22 protein-coding genes and 1 pseudogene are annotated in these 16,253 nt (G+C 69.2%); 4 read left to right on the forward strand and 19 right to left on the reverse strand.

The window, feature by feature from the left end:
• The first annotated feature begins 145 nt into the window (after nt 1–145).
• Nucleotides 146–733 carry a YkgJ family cysteine cluster protein gene (locus M0R80_06915; GenBank protein ID MCK9459354.1) on the forward strand — a complete coding sequence of 196 codons (588 nt, stop codon included), beginning with the start codon at nt 146–148 and terminating at the stop codon, nt 731–733.
• Between the two features lie 28 nt (nt 734–761).
• Here the strand turns inward: M0R80_06915 and deoC are convergent, their stop codons facing one another.
• Nucleotides 762–1,514 carry a deoxyribose-phosphate aldolase gene (deoC, locus tag M0R80_06920; protein ID MCK9459355.1) on the reverse strand — a complete coding sequence of 251 codons (753 nt, stop codon included), beginning with the start codon at nt 1,512–1,514 and terminating at the stop codon, nt 762–764.
• Nucleotides 1,515–1,552: 38 nt separating this feature from the next.
• On the opposite strand from deoC, the gene M0R80_06925 reads away from it, so the two are divergent.
• Genes M0R80_06925 through M0R80_06935 form a run of 3 tightly spaced genes read left to right on the forward strand, consistent with a single transcriptional unit; the run spans nt 1,553 to nt 3,709 of the window.
• Nucleotides 1,553–2,500 carry a GGDEF domain-containing protein gene (locus M0R80_06925; GenBank protein ID MCK9459356.1) on the forward strand — a complete coding sequence of 316 codons (948 nt, stop codon included), beginning with the start codon at nt 1,553–1,555 and terminating at the stop codon, nt 2,498–2,500.
• Between the two features lie 9 nt (nt 2,501–2,509).
• Complete coding sequence (locus M0R80_06930; GenBank protein ID MCK9459357.1) at nt 2,510–2,866, forward strand: polymer-forming cytoskeletal protein; 357 nt, start codon at nt 2,510–2,512, stop codon at nt 2,864–2,866.
• Nucleotides 2,867–2,875: 9 nt separating this feature from the next.
• Nucleotides 2,876–3,709 carry an RNA polymerase subunit sigma gene (locus tag M0R80_06935; GenBank protein ID MCK9459358.1) on the forward strand — a complete coding sequence of 278 codons (834 nt, stop codon included), beginning with the start codon at nt 2,876–2,878 and terminating at the stop codon, nt 3,707–3,709.
• 18 nt (nt 3,710–3,727) lie between these two features.
• On the opposite strand, the gene M0R80_06940 is transcribed toward M0R80_06935, so the two are convergent.
• The 18 genes and pseudogenes from M0R80_06940 to M0R80_07025 form a co-directional block, all read right to left on the reverse strand.
• Complete coding sequence (locus tag M0R80_06940) at nt 3,728–3,937, reverse strand: hypothetical protein (GenBank protein MCK9459359.1); 210 nt, start codon at nt 3,935–3,937, stop codon at nt 3,728–3,730.
• A 104-nt stretch (nt 3,938–4,041) separates the two neighbouring features.
• Nucleotides 4,042–4,509, reverse strand: a complete 468-nt coding sequence (locus tag M0R80_06945; GenBank protein ID MCK9459360.1) for a hypothetical protein — start codon at nt 4,507–4,509, stop codon at nt 4,042–4,044.
• Between the two features lie 13 nt (nt 4,510–4,522).
• Nucleotides 4,523–5,053: a TlpA family protein disulfide reductase gene (locus tag M0R80_06950; GenBank protein MCK9459361.1), complete on the reverse strand. Its 531-nt coding sequence runs from the start codon at nt 5,051–5,053 to the stop codon at nt 4,523–4,525.
• Complete coding sequence (locus M0R80_06955) at nt 5,050–5,721, reverse strand: hypothetical protein (protein MCK9459362.1); 672 nt, start codon at nt 5,719–5,721, stop codon at nt 5,050–5,052. The genes M0R80_06950 and M0R80_06955 overlap by 4 nt, the downstream gene beginning before the upstream one ends.
• A gap of 17 nt (nt 5,722–5,738) precedes the next feature.
• On the reverse strand, nt 5,739–7,472 hold the full coding sequence (locus M0R80_06960) for a DUF6029 family protein (GenBank protein ID MCK9459363.1): 1,734 nt from the start codon (nt 7,470–7,472) through the stop codon (nt 5,739–5,741).
• A 76-nt stretch (nt 7,473–7,548) separates the two neighbouring features.
• Nucleotides 7,549–10,311, reverse strand: a complete 2,763-nt coding sequence (locus tag M0R80_06965; GenBank protein ID MCK9459364.1) for a DUF4405 domain-containing protein — start codon at nt 10,309–10,311, stop codon at nt 7,549–7,551.
• Nucleotides 10,308–10,892: a permease gene (locus M0R80_06970; GenBank protein ID MCK9459365.1), complete on the reverse strand. Its 585-nt coding sequence runs from the start codon at nt 10,890–10,892 to the stop codon at nt 10,308–10,310. Before M0R80_06970 ends, M0R80_06965 begins: the two co-directional genes overlap by 4 nt.
• A complete protein-coding gene (locus M0R80_06975) occupies nt 10,889–11,359 on the reverse strand; it encodes a permease (GenBank protein ID MCK9459366.1) in 471 nt (156 codons plus the stop codon). Before M0R80_06975 ends, M0R80_06970 begins: the two co-directional genes overlap by 4 nt.
• Complete coding sequence (locus M0R80_06980; GenBank protein ID MCK9459367.1) at nt 11,356–11,685, reverse strand: hypothetical protein; 330 nt, start codon at nt 11,683–11,685, stop codon at nt 11,356–11,358. The genes M0R80_06975 and M0R80_06980 overlap by 4 nt, the downstream gene beginning before the upstream one ends.
• Nucleotides 11,686–11,717: 32 nt before the next feature.
• Complete coding sequence (locus M0R80_06985; protein ID MCK9459368.1) at nt 11,718–12,425, reverse strand: cytochrome c biogenesis protein CcdA; 708 nt, start codon at nt 12,423–12,425, stop codon at nt 11,718–11,720.
• A complete protein-coding gene (locus tag M0R80_06990) occupies nt 12,407–12,811 on the reverse strand; it encodes a putative zinc-binding protein (protein MCK9459369.1) in 405 nt (134 codons plus the stop codon). The genes M0R80_06985 and M0R80_06990 overlap by 19 nt, the downstream gene beginning before the upstream one ends.
• On the reverse strand, nt 12,808–13,062 hold the full coding sequence (locus M0R80_06995) for a thioredoxin family protein (GenBank protein ID MCK9459370.1): 255 nt from the start codon (nt 13,060–13,062) through the stop codon (nt 12,808–12,810). The genes M0R80_06990 and M0R80_06995 overlap by 4 nt, the downstream gene beginning before the upstream one ends.
• Before the next feature lie 207 nt (nt 13,063–13,269).
• Nucleotides 13,270–13,302: pseudogene (locus M0R80_07000) on the reverse strand (hypothetical protein).
• Between the two features lie 152 nt (nt 13,303–13,454).
• Nucleotides 13,455–14,150 (reverse strand): aromatic aminobenezylarsenical efflux permease ArsG family transporter, encoded by a 696-nt coding sequence (locus M0R80_07005; protein MCK9459371.1) that lies wholly within the window; start codon nt 14,148–14,150, stop codon nt 13,455–13,457.
• 7 nt (nt 14,151–14,157) lie between these two features.
• Nucleotides 14,158–14,670, reverse strand: a complete 513-nt coding sequence (locus M0R80_07010) for a nitrophenyl compound nitroreductase subunit ArsF family protein (protein ID MCK9459372.1) — start codon at nt 14,668–14,670, stop codon at nt 14,158–14,160.
• Nucleotides 14,671–14,705: 35 nt separating this feature from the next.
• Entirely contained in the window at nt 14,706–14,960 is a 255-nt protein-coding gene (locus M0R80_07015) for a thioredoxin family protein (protein ID MCK9459373.1), read from the reverse strand.
• Between the two features lie 194 nt (nt 14,961–15,154).
• Nucleotides 15,155–15,487, reverse strand: a complete 333-nt coding sequence (locus M0R80_07020; protein MCK9459374.1) for a carboxymuconolactone decarboxylase family protein — start codon at nt 15,485–15,487, stop codon at nt 15,155–15,157.
• Entirely contained in the window at nt 15,484–16,236 is a 753-nt protein-coding gene (locus tag M0R80_07025) for a DUF169 domain-containing protein (GenBank protein MCK9459375.1), read from the reverse strand. The genes M0R80_07020 and M0R80_07025 overlap by 4 nt, the downstream gene beginning before the upstream one ends.
• Nucleotides 16,237–16,253 lie beyond the last annotated feature (17 nt).

Consider the following 16,253-nt stretch of genomic DNA (forward strand, 5'->3'; position numbering starts at 1 on the left):
GGAAGCCACCCTCGCCGCCGAACGGCGTCTCCGAACACTCGATTTCCGCGAAAGCGAATCCGAACTCCGCGGAGTCGAACCAGTCGGCAAGTCAGCGCGGCGGGCTTATGCGCAACAGGCTCCTAGGAACGCCGCTCACGGCCGAATGCAGCTCTATCGCAAAGTCCAAGCGGTCGAGAGGGTGTTTCGGGCGCTCAGTCGCGACGTGGCGGCGTTCCAGAAGGCCGCCGGGGTCTCGTGCATCCGCGGCTGCGGCGCCTGCTGCACGCCAGACCGGATCGAGGCGTCGACGCTCGAGCTCCTCCCGCTCGCGTACCACCTGCACCGGCAGAACTGCGCGGTGGAGCTCCTCGAGTCCCTGTCCTCGCGGGATGCGGGGAAAACCTGTGTCTTCCTCGATCCGGCCGAGGACGCCGCCGCTCCCGGAAGATGCACGGTCTACGCCGACCGCGGCCTCATCTGCCGGCTCTTCGGGTTCTCCGGGATCGTGGATCGCAACGGAAGGACCCATTACGCCGCCTGCCGCGTCATCAAGGAGCACGACAAGGATCGCTTTCTCGCCGTCGAGGACGCCGTGGGGGAAGGTCTGATCTCTATCCCCGTGGGGCCCGACTACCGCATGGTGTTGAACGCCGTGGACCCGAGCCTCATGGCCTACCATCCCATCAACGTCGCCATCAGGAAGGCCGTCGAGGCGGTGCTCGGCTACTACTCCTACAGGCGGGGGCGTTGAGATCTTCGCGGTCCGCGCTGGACGGGTGCTACCCGGCGCAGGCCGGGCCGTTCGACGTGCCGATGAGATCCGCGCCCGCGGCAACCATCGCCTCGGCCGCTTTGCTATCCCGAATGCCGCCGGACGCCTTGATGCCGAGCCTGTCGCCGAGCACGGCGCGCAGGATGCGGATGTCCTCGACGTTCGCGCCGCGCGGCCCGTACCCGGTCGAGGTCTTCGCGAACGCCGCGCCGCCGATCTCGACGACCGCCGCGCCGGCCGCGATCTGCTCCGGCGTGAGCAGCCCGGTCTCCAGGATCACCTTGACCGGTCGCCCGCGCGCCGCCTTGACCACGCGCCGCACCCCGCGCGCCGCCACGACGAGGCGGCCGGATCGCAGCGCGCGGAGATCGACGACCATGTCGACCTCGTCCGCGCCCGCCTCCACCGCGCGCCGGCACTCGTCCTCGGCCGCGCCGCCGCCCGCGAGCGGGAAGTCGAGGACCGTCACGACGAGCACCGCGGTGCCGTCGAGGCGCCGTCGGCACGCGGCGACGTCCCGCGGCAGGCAGCACACGGCGCGGAGCTCGTGCCGCTCCGCCTCCCGGCACACGCGGCGGACGTCCTCCTCCGTCGCGGAGCTCGCGAGGAGCGTGTGCTCGATGCGTCCCGCCATGGATGAAGGTTCCGCGGGCCGTCCGGGCGACGACCTCGGCGCGCCCAGCCCGGCGAGCGCGGCGACGGCCTCGGCGTGCGCAGCGGTGATCTTTTTCGACGCGATCGGTGTATCCTTTGCGCTCATGTGCGGACCATATCACGTCCCGTGGCCCGGAGGCGAAGATGGAGTCGAGTGAAAAGCGCAAGCCGCGCCCCACGGCCGAGATGACGTTGCAGCTCGATCGCGAATCGGCGGCCGAGATCGCGCGCCCCTGCTCCGAGCGCCGGGCGGCGTTCGTCGTCATCGGCGGGCTGGACGTCGGCGACACGATCCTCCTCGCCGACAACCGGGCGACCGTGATCGGCAGGGACACCGAGTGCGACGGCGTCATCCGCGACGACGGCATCTCGCGGCGCCACGCGCGCGTCGGCAGGGAGCCGTCCGGCGCGTTCGTCATCGAGGACCTCGGAAGCACGAACGGCGTGTTCGTCGACGGGGCGCGGGTCGATCGGCACAGGCTCGCCGAGGGCGACAAGGTGCTGCTCGGCAAGCGCACGATCCTCAAGTTCGTGATGCAGGACAAGCTCGACCTCGTGTTCCAGCTCAAGATGTACGAGTCCGCGGTGCGCGACGCGCTCACCGGCGCGTTCAACAGGAGGCACTTCGACGAGCGGCTCGCGGCGGAGCTGTCGTTCGCCAAGCGCCACGGCGTGTCCGTGACGCTCGCCGTCATCGATCTCGACCACTTCAAGAAGGTGAACGACTCGTGGGGCCACCAGGCCGGCGACCAGGTGCTGCAGTCCGTCGCGCGGACGATCATGGAGATGCTGCGCCACGAGGACGTCTTCGCGCGGTACGGCGGCGAGGAGTTCACGGTCTTCGCGCGCGGCATCACGGCGGTGGGCGGCCTCGCGCTCGGCGAGCGGCTGCGGGCGGAGGTCGAGGGCCTTGTGATCCGCGCCCAGGGGGACGCGCGGATCCCGGTGACGATCAGCGTCGGGGTCTGCACCGCGCCGGGCGGGTGCGACGTGGCCGCGGCCGATCTCGTCCGGCAGGCGGACGTGAACCTGTACGCGGCCAAGGCGGCGGGCCGGAACCGCGTGGTGGCGACCGAGCTGCGGATCGGTTAGAGTCGCCGCATGACCGAAGCCCATGTGGAGACCGGGTCCCTCCTCGGGAAGGACAGCGAGTTCAACGGGAAGCTCACCTTCCTCGGCACCGTGCGGATCGAGGGGCGTTTCGACGGCGAGGTGCTCGCCGAGGGGACGCTCGTCGTCGCGGCCGGCGGCTGCGTGCGCGGGCGCATCGAGGTTGGCACCCTCATCGTCACCGGCGGCCTGGTCGAGGCCCAGGTCGTGGCGCACCACGCGGTCGAGCTGGCGCCGCCGGGCCAGCTCGTCGGTGACGTCGTCACGCCCGCGTTCCACATCGAGCGCGGCGCCGTCTTCCGAGGCCGCTCCCTCATGCCCGAAGCCCCGGACGCGGCGAAGCCCTGACCAGCCGCGATGTCGGCGAACGTCCCGGGATTGCCCGAGCTCGCCGCCGCCGTGCGCGCGGCCGCACGCGACCCGATCCTCGTGGTCACCGGCGCCGGGGTGAGCCTCGCGAGCGGCGTCCCCACCTTCCGCGGGAACGATCCTGGCGCCGTCTGGAAACGCGACGTGACCGAGCTCGGGACGCACCGGTTCTGGGTCGAGGACCCGGCCGGATCGTGGGCCTGGTACCTCTCGCGGTTCGACCGGCTGCGCGACGCGCGGCCGAACCCGGGCCACCTCGCGCTCGCGGCGCTCGAGCGGTGGCAGGTCGCGCAGGGCGGCGGCTTCCTGCTCGTGACCCAGAACATCGACACGCTGCACGAGCGGGCCGGCTCCGAGCGGCTCATCAAGGTCCACGGCACGAGCGACAGGTACCGCTGTGATCGCGAGGGGTGCGCGTGCGGCCCGCCGACGGGCAGCGTCCCTGCGGCCGAAGTCGATCTCGAGCCGTTCCGCGCGGCGCCGACTCTCGAGAACGTTCCGCGCTGCCCGGCCTGCGGCGGCCCGTTGCGCCTGCACGTCCTGTGGTTCGACGAGTACTACACGCAGCACGCGGACTACAGGTTCGAGGAGGTCGTGCGCGCGGCCCGGTGCGAGGCCCGGCTCGTGATCTTCGTCGGGACGTCGTTCTCGGTGGGCGTCACGGCGCTCGTGCTCGAGGGCGCGCTCGCTCGGGACGTGCCGGTGTTCAACGTCGATCCGAACCCCTGCCTGGACGACGATTCGATCCGCAACGTCGTGGCACCGTCCGAGGTCGCGCTCGTGGCGATGTGCGATGATCTGAGCTCCCCGTCAACCTCGTAGATCACCACGCCGTCCCGGCTATTCGGGCGAGGACTCGGCGGGCTCACCAGGCTGGGCATCGAGAGCGATCTGCGCCCACCCCATCTGTCCGAAGTTGAACCGCAGGACGCCGGCCTTCACCTCGGCCATCACGTCGGCGTTGACGAAGACGCGGATGCCGTCGGCGTCGAACACCTCGTGACCTTCCTCGCTTTCCGGCGTGCCGAGCGACCCGACCGGGCCGTACACGGCGCGTCATCACCCCATCATGAACGCGTTCCGGGCGATGACGAGGTTCTCGCCCTTCCCGGCGATGAACTCCCTCGTGCCCGGCGTCATGAACACGGCCTTCCTCATCGGGCCTCCTTCTTCTTCCGCGTCTGCAGGACGTCGCTGATCTGCTTCACGGTGACCTCACCCTGCAACATCTTGATGAGCGCGCCGCCCGAGTCGAGGAAGTAGATCCCCGGCGGGACGACGAGAGAGGCCATGTCGTCGTAGCGGTCCGCGGTCTTCTCGTCCGCATCCTTGTCGAGATGGACGCGCTCTACCGGGATCTGCGAGCCCCCGATGATGCTCTGGAGCGCCTTCCACGAGTTTTCGATGCGCGTCATCGTGCACGCACACGCGAACAGCTGGTCGACGAACACGATCTTCGCCACGGCCGTGTCGGCGGGCGCCCTCGGGATCAGCGCGTTCAACGCCACCTCCCCAGGCGACGATTCCTCGCCGCACGATGCCGCAAAGAACGACACCAAAAGAACGGCGGCCACGGCGAGGATACGAGTCGAGCCGCCTGTGCGCCTGCATTTCCGTGTCATTCCGTCCTCCCTTTCACTTCGCCGCTAGCGCCTTGACCACTTCGTCTTCGAGCGTCTTCTCGTCCCCTGACACCCACCCCTCGTGCTCCCACGCGATCCGGCCGTCGCGCCCGAAGAGCACGGTGAACGGCGCGGTCCGCCTCGGGTTGAGCAGCTGGACCGCCTGCGACTCGGTGTCGAGCAGCACCGGGAACGTGAGCTCCCGCTGCCGCGCGAACAGGCGGACCTGTCCTTGCGTCTCGGGCTCGTCCATCGAGACGGCGAGCACGACGAATCCCTGTGCGCCGTATTTGTCGTACAGCTCCTGGTGTTGCACGGTCTTGCGCTTGCATGGCTCGCACCACGTAGCCCAGAACGCGACGAGCACGACGTCACGGCCGACGTAGTCGGACAGCGAGTACGGCTTGCCGTCGATCCCGTCCAGCGTGAAGTCGCCGACCGACGCCGCCGGACGAGCCGCGCCGCTGCCCGCGGACGACGTAGGGGCGCCGCACCCTCCGATGATCAACGCCGCGACGAACGCGCAGGTCGAAAGACGCATCATCTGTACTCCTCCTGATCGGCGCTGCCGTCTCCCAAGGATTGCACGAAGGCGACGAGCTCATCGACGTTGTTCTGCGTGTAGACGCCCGCCCCGCCCGCCACGACCTCCATGTCCGAGAGGCGGACGACGAACACCCACGGCACGCCCTCGAACTCGTCGGCGGACAGGTGCTCCTCGGCGTCGTTGGTGACCATCCACGCGAGCGGCCACCCGTCCTGATCCACGAGCACCTCCTCGGCGTGATCGAGGGACGTCTCGGACACGAAGTCGTCGCGCACCGCGCCGACCATGAACGCGGCGCCGGAGAGCTCCGCCTCGTGCTCGGCCAAGGCACCGACGAGCTCCTGGCATCCGGCGCAGTTGGCGCCGACGAGCGCGATCACCATCGCCGCGGCGGAGGTGACGCCGTGCTTGGCCTCCAGGTACAGCTCACCCGCGTTGAAGTACGTGTCCTCGTGGTTCACGCGCGCCGACTCCCACACCAGGCACGGGAACGTCGCGCCGACCTCGATGTCGTACGCCGCCCCCGCGTCCGCCGACGCCCCGGGGTACCAGTCGCCGCACTCCGCCGCGGCGCCGTCGTCCGGGAACACCGGATCTCCCTGACCGCACGCGGCCGCGAGCACGCCGACCACCAGTCCCGCCATCGTCGCCGAGCTTCTCTTCATCACGCGCTCCTCGCCCGCTAGAAGCGGTACGTCGCCTCCAACCGCACCCCAACCGAATCCGGATACTCGCGGCACACGCCGCCCGTGCACTTGACGCCGCCGCGCTGCGAGCCCCCGTAGAGACGGAGCACCAGGGTGCCCCCGGGGATCTTCGCCTGCCCGCTGACGACGCCCATGAGGTAGTGCTGCCGCGGCAACGGCAACTCCCACCCGCTGATCGACGCCCGCTCCCCGGGCGACTGATCGCTGTACTCGTACATCGCCCCGACCGAGAAGCGGCTCGCCCAGTCGTAGCGCAGGCTCGCGGTCGCCACCCAGTACGGGCGCGGGCCCTCGGTGACGTAGAGCTCGTGCCGCCGCAGCTCGCCGGCCGCGTCTATGCCGTGCGGGCCGGACAGGGGCACGAGCGTCTCGACTCCGACATGCCAGAGGCTCCCCGTGTCGTCGCGCCGCCCGGTGTCCAACTCCTCCCGGTAGCCACCGTTCGCGGAGATCCAGAGCTTCGTGCCCGGGAAACCCTGGCGGAGCTCGATCCTCGGGTGCGCGACGAACACGTCGGCGTGGTCGCTCCAGTCCCCCTGCCGCGTCCACGCGCCCAGGTAGCCGAGCGCCGCGGCGCTCGCCGTGATCTGCGTGTCGCTGCGCGCGATCAACGTGTCGGCCGTGAGCCGCCCGCCCGCCTCGTTGCCGAGGGAGCGGTTCGGCAGCCAGCGCGGCTCGAACGTCACGAGCTGGGAGTACGCCATGGGCCTGGCCAGCGTGTACTCGTTCACCGGTCCGAGCGGCGGCCCCTCCATGACCCACCTGCGGTAGTAGAACCCTTCCCCCTTGAGCCCGACGGCCTTGAAGGCGTACGAGAGCTCGCCGAAGAGCGCCTGCCCGGGCTCCGAGACGCGGTCCGACTCCCAGTCCGGGGCCTCGTATCGCTGCCGCGTCCTCTCGTGCCGCTGCGCGTCGATCTCGACGTAAGCGTAGAACGCGCCCGAGCTGAGCTCCGCGAACCCGCCGCCGCTCTCCACCGCGACCCCCGGCGCCTGGTCGACGTACAGGCGCTCCGGTGCGATGTCGGCCTCGTCGGTGAACCTCGGGCGCATCACGACGCCGTGCAGGCCGACCATCAGCGGCTCGGCCGCGCGCAGCTCGACACGCGCACCTGCGATGCGGTCCAGCGGGTCGTCGGGGCGCACGGCGTGCGTGATCACGTCCACATTGACCGAGTTGACGACGCCGCCCACGAGCGTGAGCTTCAGCCGGTCGCCGGGCGCGTACTCCACCCGCCCGCCGCGCAGCGCGTTGTCCACGCCGAGGTCGTCGAGCTTCACGAGCGACAGGATCATGCCGCGGCCGAAGCTCACGTAGAAGTCGCCCGCCGTGAGCCTGAGTTCGCCGAGCTTCGCCGTGCCGTAGATGCGCTCCAGGCGGAAGTCGTCCTCGTAGTTCAGCAGCGTGTAGCCGCTCGCGCCCTCGCCCCACACGAACCTTTCCGGATCGACCGGCGCCGGCGGGCGTGCGAACAGCGCCGCGTCGAATCGGAGCCCGGTCTCGACGCCCGGAGCGACGAGCCCGAGGTCGAACACGTCGCGGAACGCCCAGAACTCGTCGTCGTCCCCGTAAACCGCCTCGTTCGCCGGCCCGTTGTCGCCCACGTAGTCGATGACGAGCGTCTCGGTGCCGTGGACGGTCGTGGACGACTGCGCCTCGGCCACCCCGGCGAGCGCCAGGATCGCGAGCGCCGCAAGGAGGCTCGCCATTCCAGGCCGATGGGGTGCGGCTGCGATCACGCGCGCTCTCTGTACCGAGCCGGAAGCCGGCGGTTCGTGCGGCGCTTCATTCCTGTTCGCCCTGCGCGGTCAGCTCCGCAGGGTGCTCGCACTCCATCTCCTCACGGCTCATCCGGCCGTGCATCCACAGGAGGTTCCCCGGGAACCGCCCGGAGCGCAGGTGGCTGTTGTACATGTGCCAGATCACAATCGCCGCGAAGGCGAGCAGCGCCTCGTGGGCGTGCGCCTCCTTGAACGCGTCGAGCATCTCCGGCGTGATGCCCGGAAAGACCGCGCGGACGATCCCGTTGAACCACATGACGAGGCCCGTCCCGATCATGATCAGGCACCCCCAGAACACCGCCCAGTAGTCGAACTTCTCGAAGTAGGTGAAGCGGCCGAACCTCGGCGGCGCATCGGAGCGACCAAAGAAGTACCGGAGGTTCTGGCCCAGGTGCCTGAAGTCCTCGGCGACCGGCAGCATCAGCCGGAAGTCCCGGCGTCCCTCGGCGTGGATGAGCGAGTACAGGATGTGGTATCCCGCGGCGGCGATCAGCAGCGCGCCGGCCAGCCGGTGCAAGACCCGCCAGAAGTCCAGCCCGCCGAGCGCGCCGGTGAGGACCGCCGCCCAATGCGCGCCCGGGTACCGCGTCCCGAACAGGAACAGGCCGGACAGGAAGAGCGCCGCGACCGAGAGGAGGAGCAGCAGGTGCTGGGCGCGGAAGTGGTTGTTGAAGCGCTCGACCCACACCGTCGGGGCGCGCTTCGCCCCCGACCTCCGGGTGCGGAACCGCGCCGCGGCGTCCAGGAGGATGTGCCCGACGAGCAGCGCCATCACGACGATGGTGAGCCACTTGAAGAAGGCCGCGACCGAGCCGGCGAGCCCCGTGTACCGCGGGGGCGATCCGTCGTACCCCAGGATGCGCGCCTGCGGGATCCAGACGGGCTTCCCGTCCGGCCCGAACGGCGTGTCGAGCACCGCGCCGAAGAAGAACGGGCTTCCCGCCGAGTGGCAGTCCCCGCAACCCCCGGAGCCGAGCGCGGCCTTCGCGGGCGCGACGTCGTGCGAGAACTTGTACACCGAGGCGTACGCCGTCGCCTCCCACTCCTCGCGCGGCAGCTCCCGCGACTCGGTGGCCGAGTAGTACGCCTTGCTGTTCGCGACCCACACCAGCCGCCGCCCTTCGAGCGGGAAGCCGGTGGCGGCGAGGTGCCCCCGGCTCGCTGCGAGCAGCGCGTTGATCTCCGCAGGCCGGTTCACCTCGACGACTCCGTCCCCGTTGTCGTCGGTGATCTCCGCGAGCTCCGGGTACTTGTTCTTCGGATCGGCCCGGTGCTGGGTCCACATTTGGAAGAAGTCCTTCATGAAGAGCTGGTTCAGGCCCGGCTTCCCCGGCTCTTCGAAGCCCACGAAGGCGCCGTGGACCCGGTTCACCGGATAGATCTTGCCCTTGTAGCGGACGAGCGTCGGCCGCGTGACGTCAGTCGGCTTGTCCTTGTGGGTGAACAGATCCAGCTCGCCGTAGTGGTTCCAGAACGCCATCTCCTGGTCGTAGAAGGTCCAGATATGCTTGGGCGGCGGCGAGATCCGCGGTGCGGGGTTGTAGACGTCGCTCGCCTGGACGAGGGCGCTCTTCGCCGCCCGATCCGGGATGTGGCACGTCTGGCAGGCGATCTCCTCCATGTGCAGCGGCGGCAGCCAAGAGTGATCCGCCCGCGGGGCGTTGCGCCAGCCGTCGAGGTGGCAGCTCTCGCAGGAGCGGACCGTGTCGTCGAGGTCGTTGCGCACCCAGCCGGACGGGTCGTCGCCCTTGCCGAACTGGTGCACCTCGCGGCCCCGGATGCGCGGGTCGGCCGCGCGGCTGCCGGCCTCGTGGCAGTCGACGCAGCGCATCCCGGCGACCATGTGGACGTCCGTGCGCGGGGAGTACGATGCGCCGCGCTTCTTCCAGTCGGGCTTGGCGTGGCAGTTCAGGCACGTCTCGTTGCGCGGTTCCGGTACGATGTGGGCGACGACGTTTCCGTCGGGGTCGAACTTGCTCTTGTCGTAGGCGACGGTCGGCTGCTCGCCCGCGCTCACCTTCCCCGCGACCGCGCCGAAGCCCGCGCCGGCGGTCGCGGCCCAGCGGAAGTTGAGATCCGCGAGCGTGCCGTTGCGCTTCTTGTAGTCGTACTCGGGCATGTGGCAGAGCAGGCAGTCCGCCTCGATGACCCCGGTTTCGGACCAGCGCGCCTTGAAGTAGTCGCCGTCGAGGCGGTTGTCGCCGCCGGAGGCGAGCCCCGAGGCGGGGTTGGCCATCCACGCGTCGTAGCGCTTGCCGTCGCGGTCCTTCTCGAGCGGGCCGCCGCCCGGGTGGCAGGCGCCGCAGGTTGCGGTCACGAAGTCGAACGAGGTCATGTCGATTTCGCGCGCGCTCGCGTTCTTCTTCGGCGCGAGCTGGCGGTAGAGCGGCGCCGGCGAGCACCAGTTGCCGCCGTAGTTGCCGGGCGAGGTCACCCAGGCGTAGCGCCCGGCCATGGCGGCCGGCACCTTCTCCCCCTTGCCCTGCGTGAAGTGGAAGCCCTGGGTGATCTTGTCGTAGTCGTGGCAGCCTTCCGCGCCGCAGGTCTTCCTGGGCGAGTACGGCGCCGCGTCGTTTACGCCCTTCACGGGATCGATCACGTTGCCCGCCTCGTCGCGGAGCTGGAACGGCGGGCAGACACCCATGGCGCGACGGGGAGCGTCCTTCGCTACGACCGGAACCCCGGTCATGACGGCCTCTCCGCAACCCAGGACGAACAGGACAGGCAGGATCGCCGCGGCACTCTGAACGACGGCACTCCTTCTCATGGTCTTCCCTCCTCATTGACAACCGCCCGGGGATCGCCCGGCTCGGGCAGTCGATAGTCGGCCGGCAGCAGCCGCTCCATCACGACCCCGATGACGATGAACACCGGCAGGGTGATGAGTGTCCGCGCGAGCGAGAAGCTCCAGCCGAGGAACGCCACCTCGAACGTCAGCATCGGGATCTTCATCGCCGAGAAGGCGCCGAGGTAGATGAAGACGTTCCGCGGCGCGCAGCCCTTGCGCCAGAGGCCGACGGCCACGGGAAATGCCCCGTAGAGCGGCCCGGCCTGCACCGTGGCGAGCAGGACCATCCAGGGGATCGCGGCGAAACCGGCGCGCTTCCCCGCGTGCCGTTCGACAACCGCGCGGGGCACCCAGACCTCGAACAGCCCGACCAGGAGGAACATCGGCGGGAGCACGAGCGCCATCTCGATCAGGAAGTCGAGGAGGCTCTCTCCGGCCCGAACCCCGTACGCGAGCTCGCCGCCGAGGCGGCCGTAGGCCCAGAGGCCCGCGACCGCGGCGACCAGCGCAAAGGGCCAGAACATCGCGACGACGGAAGAGATCTTCCCGCGTTCCCTCACGGCAGCACCCACGCCATGCCGACGGCCACGAGGACCGCCCCGACGAACGCGAGGCCGTTGCGCAGCAAGGAGACCCTCCAGCCGAAGAACTTCGCCTCAATCGGCAGCGTCAGGACGCCGACCATCATGAGCGACGTGATGAACGCCGCGAGCACCGGCGTCGACGCCCCGTTCTCGCGCAGGACCCCGGCGAGCGGGTAGGCGATGAAGCCCGGCACGAGCGCGACGCTGCCGACCCCGAGTGCGGCGCAGAACGGCAGCGGGCCCGAGCCCGACAGCGCACGCTGGAGCATCTCCGGGGTCACGGCCGCCATGAGGAGGCTCACGACCGCGAGCACGCCGAGCAGGAGCGGGACGATGGCCCAGAACGTCTTGAGCCCTCTGATCAAGGATGCACGCGTCTTCCGTCGGTCGGCGACCAACGAGGCGAGCAGCGCCGCACCGGCGGTGATCCACAGCGCGATCACGGCTGGCCTGGTCCTCCCACGCCCTCGGGGGCGTCACCGCGCCGGCAGAGCACGCCGAGGACCATCGAGTCCTCGTGGGCCTCCATGCTCCGCGTCGTCGCGCCTCCCGGAATGAACACCGCGCCCGGCGCGGCCACGAGCGCCTCGTCTCCCTCGGCGACGAACGTGACTCGCCCAGCGACCACGACGAACACCACGTCCTCTTGCATCCGACACGGCGGGATTCGGGCACCGGCGGCGAGCTCGATACGCCGGACCTTCATCTGATCGTGTTCGAGAAGCACCGAGGCAGCGACGCCGCCCGGGATCCCGTGTCCGCCATCCATATCGAGCCGTATCAAGGACTGGTGAACCTCCGTCATTGCAACCCCCTGTACGCGAAGTACACGCCGACCAGGATGATGACGACACCGGCGATACGGCGCAGGACGTCGAGCGCGCGGTTCGCCCGCTTGTTCTCGATGAGCTTCTTCGCCGCACCCATCGACGTGCCGGCGACCAGGATGAGCACGCTGTGGCCGAGCGCGTAGACCAGCAGCAGCGTCCCGCCCCAGGCGACCGATGCGCCCGACCCGGCGAGGTACGTGAGCAGCACGACCAGGATCGGCCCGGCGCACGGCGCGGAGACGATGCCGAACAACAGCCCGAGCAGGAACGCGCCGAGGAAGCCCCGGGTCTTGGGCTGCAACCGCCCGCCGAGGCTCGGTATCGGCACCGTGACCACGCCCATGAGGTGCAGCCCCATGGCGACGCACACCGCGGCGACGATCCAGTTCCAGACGCCCGAGAGGTCGCCGTACATCCTGCCGGCGAGCGCGGCGATCATCCCGAGCGCGGTGAAGGAGACAGCGAGCCCGAGCACGAAGACGAACGAGAACGCGAGCGCGCGCAGCACGCCGGCCCTCTCGTCCTTGCGGCCCGCGACGAAGCCCATCATGAGCGGGATCATCGCGAGCACGCAGGGGTTCGAGGCGGTGAGGACGCCGCCCACGAACACGGCGGCCAGCGCGAGCCACGGGTTCGTGTGGACGTAGTCGCCGACGTTGGCTAGGAAGCTGTCGAGCATGCGGCTCCCCTCAACCGGTCGGTCGCGAGGGCGTGCGCTCGTTCGAGCTCCGCTTCGTCCGCGAGTACCCCGTGCTTCTTCACGAAGCCGTGCTCCGTGAGGTTCAAGTAGACGTGCGGCTTCGCCTGCACGTGCTCGAGGGTCTTGAGGGCGCAGCGGTGCTCACAGCCGTCGAGGACCACCAGGCGCTCGCAGTCCTTGGCCGGCACGACAAAGCCGCTCAGGTGCGCGCCCACCCCCGCGAGGCAGGACATCGTCCCGATGCTCTCCCGGGCGAGGCGCAGCGCCAGGCTGTTCGTGAGCTGGCCGACGTTCGACGAGCCCGAGCAGGCGAAGATGAGCGTCGGGACCCCAGTTGCGCAGCAGCAGTCTTGGCCGTCGCTCATGGCTTGGCCTTCGCGGCGGCGGTCGTGATCCAGGTGACGATCTCCGAGGCCGGCGCGATGCGGCCGCTCGCCTTGACCTCCTCGTCGATGACGAGCGCGGGCGTCATCATGACGCCATACTTCATGATATCGTCTATCTTCTCAACCTTCTCGATCTCAGCGGCCACGCCCGAGGAGGCCACCGCCTTCTCGGCCTCGGCGTACAGCTTCTTGCACTTCGCGCAGCCCGTACCCAGGATCTTCACCTTCATGGCTTCTCTCTTTGCTCGGGGCCATCTTCGGCCCCGCGTTCTCGCTCTTCCCGCTTCTTCCCGCGCCGCGATCTCCAACGCTCGAATACTAGCAGACCGATCCCGATGGCGACCAGCCACGGCAGCGCCCCGCCGAGCTGCTGATCGCACTGGCAGCCCGAGTATGAAGACGAGCGAGAACAGGAAGGCTCGCAGCCCCCCGGGCTTGTCCTCCTTGCGGCCCGCGACGAAGCCCATCATGAGCGGGATCATCGCGAGCACGCAGGGGTTCGAGGCGGTGAGGACGCCGCCCACGAACACGGCGACGAGCGCGAGCCACGGGTTCGTGTGGACGTAGTCGCCGACGTTGGCTAGGAAGCTGTCGAGCATGCGGCTCCCCTCTCACACCGCGGCTAGAGGACTTTGAACAGGTAGACCAGGCAGTAGTACCCGCCCACGAGGATGAACACCGCCGCCGTGATGCGGCGCATCCAGGGCTCGATCTTGGTCAGGGCGTTGAACACCCGCGACACCCGGTTGGTGACGAAGGCGATGATCACCGAGAAGACCACCACCGGCAGCGCCGTGCCGATCCCGTAGAGGCAGGGGAGCAGCACGCTCGACTCGTGCGCCACGGCGAGCGGCACCAGGCTCCCGAAGAACAGCGCCGCCGAGAGCGGGCAGAAGGTCAGCGCGAACACGAGCCCGAGGAGGCCCGCGCCCCAGAGGCCGAGCTTGTCCACGCGGCCCTGCAGCTTGCCCGAGAACCCGCGCCCGCCGCCGGTCCAGGGCCAGGGGATCACGTCCAGCAGCAGCACCCCCACCACGACCAGCACCGGGCCGAGGACCTGGTTCATCCTGCTCTGGAGGAACATGGAGACGGCGGGGACGGACACGAGGCTCTTCACCGCGATGAACGCCACGGCGAAGTAGCTCAGCGTCCGACCGAGCGTGTACAGGAGGCCCGAGAGGAGGACCATGACGGGGCGATCCACGCGCTTGCCGACGTAGGAGATGGCGGCGATGTTCGTCGCCAGCGGGCACGGGCTGACGGACGTCAGGATCCCGAGCCACAGGGCGCTGCCGATCCCCAACCAGATGGACTCCATCACCGCCTCACAGCTTCGCCAGGTACGTGCGGATCATCTTCTCCACGTACTCCTTCAGCGCCGGGGCGTTGTGCGCGTGCTCCCAGACCTTCTCGGCGTTCTCCCACTTGACGGTCTTGCCGCTGGCCTGCGCGGCCACGATCATCGTGCTGAAGGACAGCTGGTACTCGTCGACGAAGTGCTTGTTCGCGTCCTCCTCGAAGTTGACCTCCTCGAAGGAGAGCTTCCCGGCCGTCGTCTCCTCGGCGAACTTCTCGTTGATGGTCTGCTCGATGTTGTCCTGGATCCCCAGGCAGGTCGGGCAGCGGCGGGTGGCGTGGAAGTAGTAGACGATGATCTTGTCAGGCGCCGCGTTCGGATTCGCCGCCGCCTTCGGCGTGTCGGAGGCGGCCTTCTGCACGTCGCCGGTCGCCTTCTGCGCGTCGCCAGCGGCGGCGGCCGGCCTGTTGCAGCCCGTCGCCGCGACCGCCGCGACCAGCGCCAGCATGATGATGGTCTTCGTCCTCGGTAATCCCGTCATGATCATGATCTCCCTCCGTTGAGAGCGCGCGGCTCTCAGGCGTTCTTCTTCTCCGCCGCGGCCGTGAGCATCTTGGCGATGTCGCCGCTGGACAGCACGCGGCCGCTCGTCACGACCTTCTCGTCGATCACGAGCGCCGGCGTCATCATCACGCCGTAGTTCATGATGTCGTCGATGTTCTCGACCTTTTCGAGCTCCACCGGCACCCCCGAAGCGGCGGCCGCCTTCTCGGCCTCGGCGTACAGCTTCTTGCACTTCGCGCAGCCCGTACCCAGGATCTTCACCTTCATGGCTTCTCTCTTTGCTCGGGGCCATCTTCGGCCCCGCGTTCTCGCTCTTCCCGCTTCTTCCCGCGCCGCGATCTCCAACGCTCGAATACTAGCAGACCGATCCCGATGGCGACCAGCCACGGCAGCGCCCCGCCGAGCTGCTGATCGCACTGGCAGGGTGGGGGCGCCTGCTGTTCGCTCGCTCCTTCCATCGACTACTTCTTCTCCGAGCCGAGCCACGCGAGCGCCTCGGCCGCGGTGTCGTTGACCGTGGCCATCTTCATCAGCCTCGCGACCAGAACGGCCTCGACGATCTCGGCGTCGGTCGCGCCGGCCTGCTTCGCCTGCTTGACCCACATGGTCGTGCAGGTCGAGGACTGCAACGACGCCGCCACACCGATGCCGATCAACAGCTTGTACTTGACCGGTACCGCCTGGAGCGCGGGGTTGTCCATGGTCGCCGCCCTGTGGTCCATGTAGGTCTTCGCACCCTCGGGCGAGACGGCGCGAAGAATGTCCATCGGAGTTCCAACGGTCGTGCAGCTCATGGTTTCTCCTGTTTCTCTTTGAGGTGATTAAACACGGCCTTGGCCCGAGAGCGGCCGACGGCCTTCGCGTTCAATTGTTCCAGCGCCGCGACGATCCCCGAGAGCGAGGCTCCGGGAAAGCCGAGGATCGTCTCGTTCACGCCCATGTCGGTCGCCTCGCGGCAGCCGTAGCAGCCGAGCGAGAAGTTCAGTCGCTGCTCGACGTGCGGGATGACGGTCGCGTCCACGCAGGTCGCCTGGAGCACGGCCGTGTCGCCGCGCCGTCGCTGTCCTCCCGCCCGATTGAGATCCGCGAGCGCAAGCCACATGAGCTGCTCGGGCGGCCCCTCGACTACGACGACATCGGGCGTGGCGGGTGACGCCGCGAGGGGGCAAACGGCGATGCCACCGAGACTGCCTGGCGGCAGCCGCGTCATCCCCTCGAACATCGCCTTCCCGGTCGCCGGCTCGCTCACGATGCCGAACCCGACCAGCCCCTTGCCTGTGGCGAGACCCTCGGGCAGGGGCTTGAAGCCGAACGCGGACGCCGCCGCCGGGCAGGCGATGCCCTCAGGGGCCAATCGCTGCGATTCACCGTGCCGCGCTCGCATCAAGAGCTGGCAGTAGCGGTAGCCCGTTACCTCGGCGAAGTCCTCGAACGCGGGGTTGTCGGCGCCGGCCGGCAGCAAGAAGACCGCGACCGGTTCGGTCTCGAGCCCGAGGATCTCCGTCATCCTGCTCGCGGCGACTGACGACGTGATGACCGACATGACACCCTCCATGGCTC

The organism is Pseudomonadota bacterium, assembly GCA_023229365.1.
Taxonomy (GTDB): domain Bacteria; phylum Myxococcota_A; class Polyangia; order JAAYKL01; family JAAYKL01; genus JALNZK01.

Coding starts and splice junctions, on each gene's coding strand:
- M0R80_07015 (MCK9459373.1), bottom strand. CDS start 14,960: ATGAAGGTGAAGATCCTGGGTACGGGCTGCGCGAAGTGCAAGAAGCTG.
- M0R80_07025 (MCK9459375.1), bottom strand. CDS start 16,236: ATGTCGGTCATCACGTCGTCAGTCGCCGCGAGCAGGATGACGGAGATC.
- M0R80_06960 (MCK9459363.1), bottom strand. CDS start 7,472: ATGGCGAGCCTCCTTGCGGCGCTCGCGATCCTGGCGCTCGCCGGGGTG.
- M0R80_06930 (MCK9459357.1), top strand. CDS start 2,510: ATGACCGAAGCCCATGTGGAGACCGGGTCCCTCCTCGGGAAGGACAGC.
- deoC (MCK9459355.1), bottom strand. CDS start 1,514: ATGAGCGCAAAGGATACACCGATCGCGTCGAAAAAGATCACCGCTGCG.
- M0R80_06990 (MCK9459369.1), bottom strand. CDS start 12,811: ATGAGCGACGGCCAAGACTGCTGCTGCGCAACTGGGGTCCCGACGCTC.
- M0R80_06995 (MCK9459370.1), bottom strand. CDS start 13,062: ATGAAGGTGAAGATCCTGGGTACGGGCTGCGCGAAGTGCAAGAAGCTG.
- M0R80_06965 (MCK9459364.1), bottom strand. CDS start 10,311: ATGAGAAGGAGTGCCGTCGTTCAGAGTGCCGCGGCGATCCTGCCTGTC.
- M0R80_07005 (MCK9459371.1), bottom strand. CDS start 14,150: ATGGAGTCCATCTGGTTGGGGATCGGCAGCGCCCTGTGGCTCGGGATC.
- M0R80_06915 (MCK9459354.1), top strand. CDS start 146: ATGCAGCTCTATCGCAAAGTCCAAGCGGTCGAGAGGGTGTTTCGGGCG.
- M0R80_06950 (MCK9459361.1), bottom strand. CDS start 5,053: ATGATGCGTCTTTCGACCTGCGCGTTCGTCGCGGCGTTGATCATCGGA.
- M0R80_06935 (MCK9459358.1), top strand. CDS start 2,876: ATGTCGGCGAACGTCCCGGGATTGCCCGAGCTCGCCGCCGCCGTGCGC.
- M0R80_06980 (MCK9459367.1), bottom strand. CDS start 11,685: ATGGATGGCGGACACGGGATCCCGGGCGGCGTCGCTGCCTCGGTGCTT.
- M0R80_06955 (MCK9459362.1), bottom strand. CDS start 5,721: ATGAAGAGAAGCTCGGCGACGATGGCGGGACTGGTGGTCGGCGTGCTC.
- M0R80_07010 (MCK9459372.1), bottom strand. CDS start 14,670: ATGACGGGATTACCGAGGACGAAGACCATCATCATGCTGGCGCTGGTC.
- M0R80_07020 (MCK9459374.1), bottom strand. CDS start 15,487: ATGAGCTGCACGACCGTTGGAACTCCGATGGACATTCTTCGCGCCGTC.
- M0R80_06945 (MCK9459360.1), bottom strand. CDS start 4,509: ATGACACGGAAATGCAGGCGCACAGGCGGCTCGACTCGTATCCTCGCC.
- M0R80_06985 (MCK9459368.1), bottom strand. CDS start 12,425: ATGCTCGACAGCTTCCTAGCCAACGTCGGCGACTACGTCCACACGAAC.
- M0R80_06925 (MCK9459356.1), top strand. CDS start 1,553: ATGGAGTCGAGTGAAAAGCGCAAGCCGCGCCCCACGGCCGAGATGACG.